Here is a 14,333-nt window from a genome sequence, read left to right on the forward strand (position 1 = left end):
GGGCGCGGTCAGCCACAGGGGGTGCGGCGAGCGCCGCGGCGGGCTCGGCCGAAACGCAGCGGCTACTCGAGGAGCAGCGCGGGTTCCTCGATGATGCTCGCCACGTCGGCCAGGAACCGGCTGGCGACGTCGCCGTCGACCACGCGGTGGTCGAAGCTCGCGCCGATGGTGGTGACGAAGCGCGGGCGCACCTCGCCGTCCACCACCCAGGGCTTCTGCTTGATGGTGCCCAGCGCCACGATGCCGGCCTCGCCGGCGTTGAGGATCGGCGTGCCGGTGTCCATGCCGAAGACACCGATGTTGGTGATGGTGATGGTGCCGTTGGCCATCTCGGCCGGGCTGGTCTTGCCGTCGCGGGCGGTGAGGGTGAGCTTCTCCAGGGCGCCGGCCAACTCGAGCAGGCTCATGTCCTGGGCTTCCTTGATGTTCGGCACGATCAGTCCGCGCGGCGTGGCCGCGGCGATACCGAGGTTCACGTAGTGCTTGATGACGATCTCCTCGTCGGTGAAGACCGAGTTGACCGTGGGGTTGCGCCGCACCGCCCAGATCATGGCCTTGGCCATGATGAGCAGCGGCGACACCTTGACGCCGGCGAAGTCGGTGGAGACCTTGAGCCGCTTGACGAACTCCATCGTGCGGGTGGCGTCCACGTCGACGAACAGGCTCACGTGCGGGGCCGTGAAGGCGCTCTTCACCATCGTCTGCGCGATCACCTTGCGCACGCCCTTGACCGGAATGTGCTCCTCGCGGTCGGTGGGCCACTCCGGCGTCTGGATGTTGCGGAACACGCTGGCCTGGGTCGCCTCCCGCAGCACGTCCTCGCGGGTGACGTCGCCGAACCGGCCGGTGGGTTCCACCTGGCTGAGGTCGACACCGAGGTCCTTGGCGAGCTTGCGGATCGGCGGCTTCGTGATGACCGGCCCGGCGGGGCGGGCGATCCGCGGGGCGGCGGATGCGGCGGGCGGAGCCGTGGGACGGGCCGGCGGGGTGGTGCGGGCCGGGCCGGTGCTGGCGGTGTTGGTGCGCGGGCCGGACGCGGCCGGGCCGCCCTGCGGCGGCGCGGTGGGGGCGGACGCGATGGCCTCGTGGGCGGCGGGCGGCACGACGTGACGGCGACGGCGGGTGGGCATCGACGCGGCGGCGCCACGGCCCACGAGCACGGCCGGTGACTCCTCGGCGGGTTCCTGCGAGATGGTGCCGCCGGCGTCCTGGGCTGCCGCGGCGAGGTCGTCGTCGGCAGGGGCGGCATTCGGTGCGGCCTCGGTCTCCTCGGCACCGGTCTCGGAGAGGATCGTGATGATCACGGTGCCCACGTCGACCGTGGTGCCGGGCTCGACGAGGATCTCACCGACGACGCCGACGTACGGCGACGGCAGTTCGACGAGGGACTTGGCCGTCTCGATCTCGACGAGCACCTGGTTGATCGAGATGGTGTCGCCGGGGGCGACCTTCCACTCGACGATTTCGGCCTCGGTCAGGCCCTCGCCCACGTCGGGCAGGGTGAATCGGGAGACGCTCATGAGGTGCCTTTCGGGGCAGGTGTTCGGTTTAGTAGGCCAGGGCCCGGTCGACCGCTTCGAGCACGCGGTCGGGGCTGGGCAGGAAGTGGGTTTCCACCGCGGCGGGCGGGAACGGGGTGTCGAAGCCGGAGACGCGCAGCACGGGGGCCTCGAGGGAGTAGAACGCCCGCTCGGTGACGGTCGCGGCGATCTCGGAGCCGACGCTGACGAAGCCGGCGGCCTCCTGCGCCACCACGAGGTGGCCGGTCTTGTGCACGGACTCGAGGATCGGCGCGTAGTCGATCGGGGAGATCGAGCGCAGGTCGATGACCTCGAGGCTGATGCCCTCCGCGGCGGCCAGCTCGGCGGCCTGCAGCAGCACGCTCACCATGGCGCCGTGGCCGACGACGGTGACGCTGGTACCGGTGCGCACGACCTTGCTGGCGTGCAGCGGGGTGCCGCTGCTCGTGAGGTCCACCTCGCCCTTGGGCCAGTAGCGGCTCTTGGGTTCGAAGAAGATCACCGGGTCGTTCGACGCGATGGCCTCCTGCATCATCCAGTAGGCGTCGTGCGGGTTCGACGGGCTCACCACACGCAGGCCCGGGGTGTGCGCGAAGTACGCCTCCGGGCTCTCCTGGTGGTGTTCGATCGAGCCGATGTGTCCGCCGTAGGGGATCCGCACCACGACGGGCATGATCACGCCGCCCTCGTGGCGGTTCCGCATCCGGGCCAGCTGGCTGGTGATCTGGTCGAAGCCGGGGAAGACGAACCCGTCGAACTGGATCTCGCAGACCGGCCGGAAGCCGCGCATGGCCAGGCCGATGGCGGTGCCGATGATGCCGGATTCGGCCAGCGGGGTGTCGAGCACCCGCTTCTCACCGAACTCGGCGTGCAGTCCCTCTGTGACCCGGAAGACGCCGCCGAGCGGGCCGATGTCCTCACCCATCATGAGCACCTTGGGGTCGTTCAGCATCGCCTGGCGGAGCCCGGCGTTGAGGGCCTTCGCCATCGGCAGGGTCGCGGTCGTCGGAGCGGTGGTGGCCGTCGTGGTCATCAGGACTCACTCCCGTCGAACGAGGTTTCGTAGGCGTCGAGCCATTTCTGCTGCTCCACGATGAGCGGATGCGGTTCGGCGTAGACGTTGTCGAAGATGACCGAACGGTCGGGGGCGGTGATGTCCAGCGCGCGGCGACGCACGTCGGCGGCGTGGTCAGCCGCTTCCTCGTCGACCGAGTCGAGGAACTCCTGCTCGATGCCGAGGCCCTTGAGGTAGCTGCGGAAGCGCACGATCGGGTCGCGGGCGACCCAGTAGGCGAGTTCGTCGGGGTCGCGGTACTTGGTGGGGTCGTCGGCCGTGGTGTGGGCGCCGACCCGGTAGGTGAGCGCCTCGATCAGCGACGGGCCGAGCCCGGCGCGGGCGTCGTCCATGGCCTTGGCGGTGACGGCGTAGCTGGCGAGCACGTCGTTGCCGTCGACCTGGATGCCCGGCATGCCGAAGCCGCCGGCGCGCAGGTACAGCGGGGTGCGCGACTGCCGCGACACCGGCACCGAGATGGCCCAGTGGTTGTTCTGCATGAAGAACACCTGCGGGGTCTGGTAGCTGGCCGCGAAGACGAGGGCCTCGTTGGCGTCGCCCTGCGAGGAGGCACCGTCGCCGTAGTAGACGATCACGGCCTGGTCGGTCTCTGGGTTGCCGGTCGCGGTGGCGCCGTCCAGCTGCATGCCCATCGCGTAGCCGGTGGCGTGCAGGGTCTGCGAGGCGAGCACGAGCGTGTAGAGGTGGAAGTTGCCGTGTTCCTCCGGCGTCCAGCCACCCAGGGTCACCCCGCGCAGCATCCGCAGGATGTCGACCATGTCCAGGCCCCGAATCATGCCGACGACGTGCTCCCGGTAGGAGGGGAAGACGTGGTCCTGCGCGCGGGTGGCGTGGGCGGAGCCGACCTGCGCGCCCTCCTGGCCGTGGCTGGGCACCCAGAGGGCGAGCTGGCCCTGCCGCTGCAGGTTCGCGGCCTCGGTGTCGAACTTCCGCACGACGACCATGTCGCGGTAGAACTTCCGGTAGTCCGCCTCGGTCAGGCGGTCGAAATAGGGCAGGAATTCCGCGGCCGATTCGGACGGCGAGAACGTGCCATCCGTGGCGAGGAGCTGCACGGTGGGCGAGGCGAGGGTGCGCACTGGTGCGTCATTGGAGGTCACTGGCACCGTACTAACCTAGCCGCCGGGCCGGATGCCCCGTTGGAAGTTCCTGAACAATCTCAGCGCAGACCTGCAGGAGCGTCGCCACAGATTCCTCCTCGCCAATCGAGACCCGGATGCCCTCCGGGTGGAAGGGCCGGACGACGAGTCCGGCATCGGTGAAACGGGTGGTGGTCGCGTTCGTCGCCTCACCCAGCGGCAGCCAGAGGAAGTTGGCCTGCGAGAGCGGGATGTTCAGGCCCGCCTCGACCAGGGCGGCGCGCACGGCGTCGCGGCGCTGGGCGAGAACGCCGACCCGGGCCAGCAGCTCGGGTTCGGCGTCGAGCGAGGCCAGGGCCGCCGCGGAGGCCTGCCCGGTCACCGAGAGCGGGATGGCCGTGGCGCGGGCCGCGTTGAGGATGCCGACCGGGCCGATGCCGTAGCCGACCCGGAGGCCCGCCAGGCCGTAGGCCTTGGAGAAGGTGCGGAGCACGACGAGGTTGGGGTAGCGCTCGAGCAGGCCCGGGCCGGTGACGGCGGCCGGGTCGGTCACGAACTCGACGTACGCCTCGTCCAGAATGACGAGCAGGTCCGCCGGCACCAGCGCCATGAACGCGGCGAACTCGTCGGCGGTGACGATCACTCCGGTGGGGTTGTTGGGGCTGCAGACGATCACGACGCGGGTGCGCGGGGTGATCGCGGCGGCCATCGCGGGCAGGTCGTGGCCGTGGTCGGTGCGGTTCGGAACGGTGACGCTCGTGGCGCCGGACACGGTGACCAGGCTGGGGTAGGCCTCGAAGGAGCGCCAGGAGTACAGCACCTCGTCGCCGGGACCCGCGGCGGCGAGGATCAGCTGGGCGAGGAGCGCCACCGATCCGGCGCCGACGTGCACCTCGTCGGTGGACACCCCGAACCGGCTGGCGAGGCGCTCGCGTAACGCCAGGGCGGAGGCATCCGGGTAGCGGTTGAACGCGGAGACCGCGTTGACGGCCTCGACGACGCCGGGCAGCGGGTCGAACGGGTTCTCGTTGCTGGAGAGTTTGAAGGCGGACGCGCTGGCCGCCTTGCCCTGCCGGTACGCCGGAAGGGCAACGATCTCCGGTCGCAGACGGACTGATGGCTGGTCAGAAGGGCTCACTCCGCGAGTCTACGCCGGGACATATTCGGGATGCCGCATGCTCGCGGCGTATATGCCGCGTCGGAAACCCTCGGCGGGAGGGCAACCGATGTCACGCGATCCGATGTCACGTGTTCCGATGTCATAGTGGAGCCATGGGTAGCTTCCTCGTCAAACTGATCGTCAACGCCGCCGCCCTCTGGGTGACGACTCTCATCGTGGCCGGGGTCCGGGTCGAGCCGTACGGGCCTGACACCATCGCCATCGTGCTGACCTATCTGTTGATCGCGCTGATCTTCGGCTTCGTCAACGGGTTCATCGGCGGCTTCGTAAGGATCGTGGCCTTCCCGCTGTATGTGCTCACGCTCGGGTTGCTCTCCTTCATCGTGAACGGCCTGCTGTTGCTGCTCGTCGCCTGGGTCTCCAGCCTGTTCGGCTTCGGCCTGGTCATCGACGGGTTCTGGTGGGGTGTGTTCGGCGCCTTCGTGCTGGGCGTGTTCAGTTGGCTGTTCGGCCTGCTGGTGCGGCCGCTGAACAACTCCAGCTCCTAGGCCCGCGGCGGCGGGACTCGGTCAGTCGGTCCGCTCCGCCCGCCAGATGCTCTGCTCACCGGGGGTCGTGCCGACGATCCCGCCGAGCTGCTCCCGGAACGCCAGCAGCCGTGGCTCGACCGAGGCATCCACCAGGCGCGCCGTCTCCCGGTAGCTCGCCAGCTGGTGCGCCGGCAGGGCCTCGGCCGTCGGCACCTCGACGCCCGCGAAGACCTCCCGGCGCACGTAGAGGCGAGCGTCGTCCTCCGCGGCCGTGCCCCCGAGCGCCGGGATGATGTCGTCGGAGTGCTCGACCGCGATCGCGGGCAGGCCGTCGGGGATCGCCACCTGGCCGGCCGGCGCCCCGAACGTGACCAGCCCCACCGCATTGATGTCACCGCGGGCGGCCAGTTCCGCCGCGATGAGGCCGCCCTGGGAGTGCGCAACCGGTACCACCGGGTCGCCCGGCTGCACACCGGCCGCCTGCATCGCCGCCAGCACCGCCCGGTAGGAGCCGGCCTCCTGGTCCGCCACGGCGTTGACGTTGGAGGTCATGTCCCACGGCTCGGTCGACCCGGCCGGGCTCCACTCCAGGGTGCCGCCGAGGTAGACCAGCCAGGACGGATGCGCGGGGTCCCCGTAGCGCTCGATGCGCACCTGGCCGCCGTCGTCCGCCGTGGGGATGCGGTCGGCGAGGTCGGCGAAACCGGCCGGCGGACGCGGCGCCGGCAGCCTGGCCACCCGGTCGGATGCCGGCGTGGATGCGGGGCCGGGTCCCGGCTTCCCGGCCGGCGTGGGCGCGGACCGGGGCGCCGCGGCAACCCGGGGGGCCGGGGCGCGCACCGGGACGGGAGCCGGCCGGGCCCGGGCACTCCGGCTCCGCCCCGGCACGGTCGTCGGGCCGCCCGGCGGAACCCCGGGCGCCTTGCCCGCCTGCGGTCCCGACCGCGAGCCGGTCCGGCCGGCCGGTCCGGCGGACGCCACCGGACCCGCCGACCCGCCCACCTGGCGCACCCGGACCGGCGTCTCCCGGAGCATCCCCGCCGCTTGCGCCGCGACGAGCAGGCCGAACGCCGAATCCGGCGCCCCGAGCACCCGGGCCCCGTCGTCCCCCAGCAACGCGGCCACCGGGTACGGCACGCCCAGAGCGCCCAGGGCCGCGTCGTCGGCCGATGACACCAGCGTGCGCACGAGCGTGACGATCACCGGGTCGGTGAGCAGCCCGGGGTTGTCCCGCAACCAGTCTGCGAACACGGGCGGCACCACCGACGGATCCCGGCCGAGGATCGCGTTGCTGATCAGGGAGGTGGCGGCCAGGAAGGCCAGCGGTGGGGCCAGGGACAGCGCGATCAACGGGGCCAGGGGGCGCAGCGCGCCGAGCATGAACCCCAACCAGGACCCCGTGCTTCGCAGCCCGGTATCGAGCGCCGTCTCCACCCGGCCGTATTCCTCGGCCGCCTCGACGAGCCTGTCGGCCAGCCGGCGGCTGCCCTCTGCGACAGCGTCGATCGCGTTGGAGGCGCTGAACACGCATTCCCCGAGGTGGGCGGGCTGCCAGTCCGGCGCCGGTCCGATCCCCAGCTGGCGCACCTGGGCGATCTGCCCCTGCCAGCCTTCCGCCTCGTCCTGCACCAGGCGCAGGGTGGCCACCTCCGCGAAGACGACATCGGTGGCCACCATCGTGCTGCCGCCGCCGGAGATCATCAGCTCCCCGCCGGCGGCGGCGCCGTCCCCGGAACCGCTGTCCCCTAAGCCGCTGTCCCCTGAGCCGCTGTCCCCTGAGCCGGTCATCGTGCCGCCTTCACCCGCTCGATGGCCACATCCACGGCGTACAGGGCATCGTCCACGGCCCGCCCGGCCCCCTCCAGCACGCCGACCAGGTCGGCCAGGCGCCTCTCGTAGGCCTGCTGCGCCGGGGACCGCCAACCGGCGCCGACGGCCTGGGCGGCCAGGCGGCGACTCGTCGCCTCCACGTCGTCACGCACCCTGCCCAGCCGCCAGCGTTGCTCACGCAACCGGGCCAGCTCGGCGGCGGCGGCCGTCTCTGCCCACCACGCCGGCAGGATGTTTTCGCTCCCGGTGTCCATCAGCCCTCCTCGTCCCGCCCAGACTGTGCCACCCTGGGTGCGTCCGGCCGGCGCCGGACCAAACCGGGAGAAGTCCCCTGGACGGGCTGATGTGGAGGAGGGGAATGTGGAACACAATGGACACATGAATTTCGCGGCGCTCAGTCCAGATGAGTCCACGCCATTCCGAATCATTTTCGTCTGCACCGGCAATATCTGCCGGTCGCCCATGGCCGAGGTGATGTTGCGCGACCTCATCACGCGCTCCGGACTCGGCCGTCTCATCACCACGAGCTCCGCCGGCACCGGCGACTGGCATGTCGGCGAGCAGGCCGACACCCGCACCATCTCCGCGCTGGCCAAGCGCGGCTACGACGGCAGCCACCACCGGGCCCGCCAGTTCGATGCCGCCTGGTTCGACGATCTGGACCTGGTGGTGGTGCTCGACCGTTCGCAGGAACGCATCCTGCGCAACTGGGCAGCCACCGAACGCGACCGTAATAAGGTGCGGCTGCTGCTCAGCTTCGACCGGGACCAGGCCGTCCTGCAGGACGTGCCCGACCCGTACTATTCCGACGATGCGCTGTTTGACGCCGTTTTAGGCATGATTGAGAGAGCCAATTTTGCGCTCTTCGCGCAACTCGCACCCGCAATCAGACAGGGAGTCCGATGAGTCCTCTACCCCCGCAGGTCCTCAGTCCACTCGATGGCCGCTACCAGGCCGCCGTCACCGAACTGGGCGAGCACCTGTCAGAGGCCGGACTCAACCGGGCACGGGTCAAGGTCGAGGTGGAGTGGTTGATCACCCTCACCGACCGCAGCCTGTTCGGTTCCGCCCCGCTCACGGCGGAGCAGAAGAGCGGCCTCAAGGCACTGGTCACCGACTTCGGCCAGGCCGAGATCGACGAGCTGGCCGCCCTCGAAGCCGTCACCCGGCATGACGTGAAGGCCGTGGAGTACCTCGTGCGCCGCCGCCTGGTGCCGCTGGGCCTGGAGTCGATCAGTGAACTGACCCACTTCGCCGCCACCAGCGAAGACATCAACAACCTCGCCTACGCGCTCACGGTGTCCGAAGCCGTCCGCGAGGTCTGGCTGCCCAAGCTGCGCGCCCTGATCGGCGCCCTCCGCGGCCTGGCCACCGACTACCGGGCCGACGCCATGCTCGCCCGCACGCACGGCCAGCCCGCCACGCCCACCACCATGGGCAAGGAGCTGGCGGTGTTCGTCTACCGGCTCGAGCGCATCCAGAAGCAGGTCGAGGCGAACGAGTACCTCGGCAAGTTCAGCGGCGCCACCGGCACCTTCGCCGCGCACGTTGCCGCCGACCCCGACGTGGACTGGCCCGCCGTGTCCCGTGAGTTCGTCGAGGGACTTGGCCTGGGCTGGAACCCGCTGACCACCCAGATCGAGTCGCACGACTGGCAGGCCGAACTCTACGGGAAGGTCTCGCACGCCAACCGGGTGCTGCACAACCTGGCCACCGACATCTGGACCTACATCTCGATCGGCTACTTCCGTCAGGTGCCGCAGGCCGGGGCCACCGGGTCGTCCACCATGCCGCACAAGATCAACCCGATCCGGTTCGAGAACGCCGAGGCCAACCTCGAGCTGTCCAGCGCCCTGCTGGATTCCCTCGCGGCGACCCTGGTGACCTCACGACTGCAGCGCGACCTGACCGACTCGACCACCCAGCGCAACATCGGCGTCGGCTTCGGGCACTCGCTGCTCGCGCTCGACAACCTGGTGCGCGGGCTCGGCGAGATCGACCTGGACCGGGACCTGCTCGCGCACGATCTGGACACCAACTGGGAGATCCTCGGCGAGGCCATCCAGACGGTGATCCGGGCCGAGGTCAGCGCCGGCCGGTCCACCATCGCCGACCCGTACGCGCTGCTCAAGGAACTCACCCGCGGCAAGCGCATCAACCGCGCCGACCTGGTCGCCTTCGTGCAGGAACTGGAGATCGGCGACGCCGCCAAGGCCCGCCTGCTCGAGCTCACACCCGGCGGTTATGTCGGCCTGGCCGACCCGCTGGTGGACTACCTGGGCTGAGCGCCCCGCCGCGGCGGCGGGATGGCCTCAGTGGCCGGTGTCGTCGCCGCGGTGGTTCTGCTCGTCGAGGTCGCTTTTCTCGGCCGCGTCGGGCTTCATGCCCAGCGCGAGCATCGCGATGACCACCAGGGCCACGATGAAGGTGATGCCCAGCGCGATCGACGACAGCGCCCAGTTGCGCGTGGCCAGCAGGATCGTGAGGCCCACGAAGAGCCCCATCACGGCGGAGATGCCGACGAACTCGACGGGTTTGAGGATCTCGCTCCTGGTGGGCTTGTGCGGGGAGTTCTGGGTCACGGTGTATCCGAATCTGTGGAGGAGGGGGCCAGGTCGCGCTGTGTATCCGCGCGGGCCGGAAGAAGGGAGACTCCCGCGATCGCGAGGTAGACGCCGGTGATCACCAGGTAGGCACCGAGCAGCCCGACCGAGACCACGGCGTGCGGTGGGAGCAGCAGGAACGTGAGCGAGAGCACGGCGGTGAGGATGCCGACGACAAGCCAATCCCTGGTGACCTGACCGCGGCCGCGCACCCGGATGCCCGTGTACAGTTCGAGCACTCCGGTGACAGCCGCCCAGACGGTGACGAGGTAGAGGAAGAAGCCCAGGCCGCCGGCGTTCAGGGCCAGGGCCAGGGCGCCCGCGATGACGCCGACGATGCCCTGGACCACGAACAGGGTGCGGTCCCTGGGGTCGAGCACGGTGCGCCAGCTGAGCCCGGCGGTGACGAGGCCGCTGACGACGGCGAAGGCGCCGAAGACGAACAGCCCGAACTGGGCGGAGTGGTCGGCGGTGAACGTGATCACGGCCGCGGGCACGAACGCCACCAGCGCACGCGCCAAGGGAACGGACCAGTACCGGGTGCCGGTCACGGCGGCTGCCGGGGCATGCGCCACGCGGGCACCTCTTTCGTCGCAGGGAGTCCCTCCAGTCTACGCGGCGGCAGAACCGCGCATTCCGTGACCGTCACGGTTCGCCGCCGGCCCCGTCGATCCCTGCGGAGGCGCGGGCCACGACGGCAACCGGCCCACCCGTAGCGGGCCGCCACCCGGGCGACTACGGTCGAGCGGGACAGGGGGTCGTGATGAAGGATCGCGCACAGCTGTGAGCATCGGTGCCGGCGAGCAATCGACGGAGCTCGCCGATCTGGTCGCCCGGTCCCCGGGCGACGTGCCCGGCTACCTCAGCAGCCACAGCGGCCTGCCTGGACCGCGGGCCAACCTGCCCCTCGCGGATGCCTGTGCCGCCACGGCACCGCCCGACCTGATCTGGCGGCTGGCGGAGTCGCCCGACGAGTACCTGGCCCTGTGCGGCACCGAAGGCCCCGGCCGGCTGGCGCTGGATCCGGCCGTGCGCTCCGACGCCCTCGTGGCACTCCGCCGGGCCGCCGCCGATGAGCGCTGGCGGGTGCGGGAGGGCACCGCCCGCGCGCTTCAGCTGATCGGCGACGCCGACCCGGCGCTGATGAACGGAATCGTCGAGGACTGGTCGGCGATTCCCGATCCCTGGCTCGTCCGGGCGGCCGTGGCCGGGATCTGCGAACCGCGGCTGCTGCACTCCGACGCCGCCCAGGCGCTGGCCCTGCGCGTCTGCGCCAGGAGCACGGCCCTGCTGCTGGACGGCGCACCCCCCGCGACCGCTGATCCGGTCCGGGCACGCGAGGCGCACCGGGTGCTGCGCCAGGCTCTCGGCTACGCGTGGAGCGTGGCGATCGCCGCCAGCCCGGAGGCCGGGCTCACCGGTTTCCGCGCGCTGACGGCCAGCGATGACCCGGATGCCCGGTGGATCGTGCGGTCGAATCTCACGAAGGCCCGGCTTCGTGCGGTGCTGGCCGACCACAACCTCTGGGGAGCCATCGGTTGAGCGGCCCCTCTGACGAGAATTGCCCCGTGAACCTGAGGTCACGGGGCAATTCTTAGGCGACGAACGGGCGGTTAGAGCGCGTTGACAGCGCCGAGCACCTTGGTGAGCGAGTCCTTCGCGTCGCCGAACAGCAGCGTGGTCTTCGGGTCGAAGAGCAACTCGTTCTCGATACCGGCGAAGCCGGGGCGCATCGACCGCTTGAGGAACACGATCTGGCGGCCCTCCTCGACCTCGAGGATCGGCATGCCGTAGATGGGCGATCCCGGCGAGGTCTTCGCGGCCGGGTTGACCACGTCATTCGCGCCGACGACGAGCACCACGTCGGTGTTCTTGAACTCCGGGTTGACCTCGGCCATTTCCTTGAGCGACTCGTAGGGCACGTTGGCCTCGGCGAGGAGCACGTTCATGTGCCCGGGCATCCGGCCGGCGACCGGGTGGATCGCGAAGTCGACCTCGACGCCTCGCGCCTCGAGGGTGGTGGCGAGCTCGGCAATGGTGTGCTGGCCCTGGGCCACGGCCAGGCCGTAACCGGGCACGATCACCACACGCTGCGCGTAGGCGAGCATCACGGCGACGTCCTCGGGGTTGGAGGAGCGCACCGGGCGGTCGCTCTGCACCGTCGACCCGGCGGTGGAGCCGCCGCGGAAGGCGCCGAACATGATGCCGCTCACGCCGCGACCCATGGCGGAGGCCATGGCGCGGGTGAGGATGGTACCGCTGGCACCGACCAGGGTGCCGGCCACCACGAGCAGCACGTTGTCGAGCACCACGCCGGACGCCGCGACGGCGAGGCCGGTGAAGGCGTTGAGCAGCGAGATCACGATGGGCACGTCGGCGCCGCCGACCGGGAGCACGAGCAGGAGGCCGACGGCCAGCCCGAGGACGAGCAACAGGATCGCCCAAGCGGTGGAGCCGGTCGCCACGACGAAGCCGGCCACGACGAGCGCGGCGAGCACGGCGAGGGTCATGACCCACTTCATGCCGGGGAACACGACCGGGCGGGTGGTGATCAGTTCCTGCAGTTTCGCGACGGTGATCGCGGACCCGGCGAAGGAGACCGCGCCGACGAGCATGGTGAAGACCACGGCCACGAGAACCCACGGGCCGTCGCTGTGGCCCAGCTCGAGCATCGCGACCAGCGCCGCAGCGCCGCCACCGACACCGTTGAACAGTGCCACCAGTTGGGGCATCTGGGTCATCTGCACCCGGCGGGAAATGGGTGCCGCGATTGCCGAGCCGACCGCGATGGCCAGCAGGATGAGCGGGATGTTGTCGAGTTTGGACGACAGGAACACCGTGATCACGGCGAGGGTGGCGCCGGCGGCGCCGATCAGGTTGCCCCGTCGGGCCGTGCGCGGGGAGCTCAGGCCCTTGAGGGCGAGGATGAAGCAGACGGCCGCGACGAGGTAGAGCAGTGCGGTCCACTCGGCGTTCAGGATGCTCATTTGGTGGTGTCCTTCGAAGTGGCGGCGGGCTTCCGGCCGCGGAACATGCCCAGCATCCGGTCGGTGACGACGAAACCGCCGACGAGGTTGGCGGTGGCCAGGGCGACCGCGAGCAGCGCCACGGCGATCAGCCACGGATCGTCCAGCTGGCCGGCGACGATGATCGCGCCGATCAGGATGATGCCGTGGATGGCGTTGGCGCCGCTCATCAACGGGGTGTGCAGGGTGCTGGACACCTTGGAGACGACTTCGAAGCCGACGAAGACGGTCAACACGATGACCGTCAGGAGGGTGATCGGATCCATCAGTTCTTTCCTTCCAACGCGGCCGCGGTGGGTGCGTGGCGCACCTCGCCGCCGGAGGTGAGACAGGCGCCGGCGATGACCTCGTCGGCGAAGTCGGGAACGACCTGGCCGTCACTGGTCATCAGCGCGAGCAGGTTGGCGACGTTCTTGGCGTACAGGCGCGAGGCGTCGGACGCCATCGCGGACGCGGCGTCCCGCATGCCGACCAGGGTCACGACACCGTCGCCGGCGGTCGTGGGCACCTGCTGGTCGACGCCGGGAAGGACGCCTTCCACGTTTCCGCCGGTTTCGGCGGCGAGGTCGATGACGACGGAGCCGGCCGGCATCGCAGCGACCATCTCGCGGGTCACCAGGAGCGGGGCGGGTCGGCCGGGGATCGCGGCGGTGGTGATGAGCACATCCGCCTTGGCCACATGGGGGGCGAGCAGTTCGCGCTGGCGCACGGCACGGTCTTCGGCGAGCTCGGTGGCGTAGCCGCCGGCCCCCTCGACGGCGTCGAGGTCGAGGGTGATGAAGGTGCCACCCATCGAGGTGACCTCATCCGCGGATGCCGGGCGCACGTCGTACGCGGAGACCCGGGCGCCGAGGCGCTTGGCGGTGCCGATGGCCTGCAGGCCGGCGACACCGGCGCCGAGCACCAGAACACGGGCCGGCGGGATGGTGCCGGCGGCGGTCATGTACAACGGGAAGAACCGGGGGAACCGGATGGTGGCCTCGAGCACGGCCCGGTACCCGGCGACGAGGGCCTGGGAGGTGAGGGCGTCCATCGACTGCGCCCGGGAGATGCGCGGCACCAGCTCGAGGGCGAAGGCGGTGACCTGCGCGGCCGCGAGGGCGGCCACGGTGGGCAGCTCGGATGCCGGCGACGCGAGGCCGACGGTGATGGTGCCGGCGGGCAGCGCGGCGGCCAGCTCCGGGCTCAGCGGCCGCACGTGGCAGAGCACGTCGAACGCGCTCGCGTCGAAGTCCGTCACGAGACGGGCGCCCGCCTTCTCGTAGGCGGCGTCCGAATACCCCGAGGCGAGGCCGGCGCCGGCCTCGACGGTCACGTCGACCCCGAGTCCTGCGAGTTGAGTCACCGTCTCCGGTGTTGCTGCTACGCGCTTTTCGCCGTCTCGGCGTTCACGCCCAATGCCAACCTTCACGGGTAACCACTCCTTTTGACGCATCTGCCACCGGACGAGCGTAAACGGGGTCGTTCGCGCGTCCCAGGGCGATCTCAGCGTACCGTCGGGGTTTCCCGGCCTGGGGCGTTTTTCCGGGCCCTTAGACCCTGCCTGCGAT

At 70.6% G+C, this 14,333-nt stretch carries 15 protein-coding genes; 4 read left to right on the forward strand and 11 right to left on the reverse strand.

Going from position 1 to position 14,333, the window contains the following annotated elements:
* Positions 1-62: 62 nt before the first annotated feature.
* Genes ACU5E9_RS13140 through ACU5E9_RS13155 form a run of 4 tightly spaced genes read right to left on the reverse strand, consistent with a single transcriptional unit; the run spans position 63 to position 4,812 of the window.
* A complete protein-coding gene (locus tag ACU5E9_RS13140) occupies positions 63-1,520 on the reverse strand; it encodes a dihydrolipoamide acetyltransferase family protein (protein ID WP_456810360.1) in 1,458 nt (485 codons plus the stop codon).
* A gap of 28 nt (positions 1,521-1,548) precedes the next feature.
* Entirely contained in the window at positions 1,549-2,553 is a 1,005-nt protein-coding gene (locus ACU5E9_RS13145; protein WP_456810361.1) for an alpha-ketoacid dehydrogenase subunit beta, read from the reverse strand.
* On the reverse strand, positions 2,553-3,701 hold the full coding sequence (locus ACU5E9_RS13150; protein WP_456810362.1) for a thiamine pyrophosphate-dependent dehydrogenase E1 component subunit alpha: 1,149 nt from the start codon (positions 3,699-3,701) through the stop codon (positions 2,553-2,555). The genes ACU5E9_RS13145 and ACU5E9_RS13150 overlap by 1 nt, the downstream gene beginning before the upstream one ends.
* A 4-nt stretch (positions 3,702-3,705) precedes the next feature.
* A complete protein-coding gene (locus ACU5E9_RS13155) occupies positions 3,706-4,812 on the reverse strand; it encodes a histidinol-phosphate transaminase (RefSeq protein WP_456810363.1) in 1,107 nt (368 codons plus the stop codon).
* A gap of 134 nt (positions 4,813-4,946) precedes the next feature.
* On the opposite strand from ACU5E9_RS13155, the gene ACU5E9_RS13160 reads away from it, so the two are divergent.
* Positions 4,947-5,342 (forward strand): phage holin family protein, encoded by a 396-nt coding sequence (locus ACU5E9_RS13160; protein WP_456810364.1) that lies wholly within the window; start codon positions 4,947-4,949, stop codon positions 5,340-5,342.
* A gap of 21 nt (positions 5,343-5,363) precedes the next feature.
* On the opposite strand, the gene ACU5E9_RS13165 is transcribed toward ACU5E9_RS13160, so the two are convergent.
* Together ACU5E9_RS13165 and ACU5E9_RS13170 are read right to left on the reverse strand one after the other, a co-directional pair.
* Entirely contained in the window at positions 5,364-7,112 is a 1,749-nt protein-coding gene (locus tag ACU5E9_RS13165) for a hypothetical protein (protein ID WP_456810365.1), read from the reverse strand.
* Positions 7,109-7,408 carry a hypothetical protein gene (locus ACU5E9_RS13170; RefSeq protein WP_456810366.1) on the reverse strand — a complete coding sequence of 100 codons (300 nt, stop codon included), beginning with the start codon at positions 7,406-7,408 and terminating at the stop codon, positions 7,109-7,111. The genes ACU5E9_RS13165 and ACU5E9_RS13170 overlap by 4 nt, the downstream gene beginning before the upstream one ends.
* A gap of 124 nt (positions 7,409-7,532) precedes the next feature.
* On the opposite strand from ACU5E9_RS13170, the gene ACU5E9_RS13175 reads away from it, so the two are divergent.
* On the forward strand, positions 7,533-8,060 hold the full coding sequence (locus ACU5E9_RS13175) for a low molecular weight protein-tyrosine-phosphatase (RefSeq protein ID WP_456810367.1): 528 nt from the start codon (positions 7,533-7,535) through the stop codon (positions 8,058-8,060).
* Positions 8,057-9,439 carry an adenylosuccinate lyase gene (purB, locus tag ACU5E9_RS13180; protein WP_456810368.1) on the forward strand — a complete coding sequence of 461 codons (1,383 nt, stop codon included), beginning with the start codon at positions 8,057-8,059 and terminating at the stop codon, positions 9,437-9,439. Before ACU5E9_RS13175 ends, purB begins: the two co-directional genes overlap by 4 nt.
* 27 nt (positions 9,440-9,466) lie before the next feature.
* Here the strand turns inward: purB and ACU5E9_RS13185 are convergent, their stop codons facing one another.
* Positions 9,467-9,736: a hypothetical protein gene (locus tag ACU5E9_RS13185; protein WP_456810369.1), complete on the reverse strand. Its 270-nt coding sequence runs from the start codon at positions 9,734-9,736 to the stop codon at positions 9,467-9,469.
* Complete coding sequence (locus ACU5E9_RS13190) at positions 9,733-10,332, reverse strand: DUF308 domain-containing protein (protein WP_456810370.1); 600 nt, start codon at positions 10,330-10,332, stop codon at positions 9,733-9,735. Before ACU5E9_RS13190 ends, ACU5E9_RS13185 begins: the two co-directional genes overlap by 4 nt.
* Positions 10,333-10,540: 208 nt before the next feature.
* On the opposite strand from ACU5E9_RS13190, the gene ACU5E9_RS13195 reads away from it, so the two are divergent.
* Positions 10,541-11,299, forward strand: coding sequence for a HEAT repeat domain-containing protein (locus ACU5E9_RS13195; protein WP_456810371.1), 759 nt, complete (start codon positions 10,541-10,543; stop codon positions 11,297-11,299).
* A gap of 71 nt (positions 11,300-11,370) precedes the next feature.
* Here the strand turns inward: ACU5E9_RS13195 and ACU5E9_RS13200 are convergent, their stop codons facing one another.
* From ACU5E9_RS13200 to ACU5E9_RS13210, 3 genes are read right to left on the reverse strand one after another with little or no spacing between them, the layout of a single operon-like run.
* A complete protein-coding gene (locus tag ACU5E9_RS13200; RefSeq protein WP_456810372.1) occupies positions 11,371-12,744 on the reverse strand; it encodes an NAD(P)(+) transhydrogenase (Re/Si-specific) subunit beta in 1,374 nt (457 codons plus the stop codon).
* A complete protein-coding gene (locus ACU5E9_RS13205) occupies positions 12,741-13,049 on the reverse strand; it encodes an NAD(P) transhydrogenase subunit alpha (protein ID WP_456810373.1) in 309 nt (102 codons plus the stop codon). The genes ACU5E9_RS13200 and ACU5E9_RS13205 overlap by 4 nt, the downstream gene beginning before the upstream one ends.
* The gene (locus tag ACU5E9_RS13210) at positions 13,049-14,194 is read right to left on the reverse strand and encodes a Re/Si-specific NAD(P)(+) transhydrogenase subunit alpha (protein ID WP_456810374.1); all 1,146 of its coding nucleotides are present in this window, start codon (positions 14,192-14,194) and stop codon (positions 13,049-13,051) included. Before ACU5E9_RS13210 ends, ACU5E9_RS13205 begins: the two co-directional genes overlap by 1 nt.
* Positions 14,195-14,333 lie beyond the last annotated feature (139 nt).

The sequence above is a fragment of the Cryobacterium sp. AP23 genome (genome assembly GCF_054075385.1).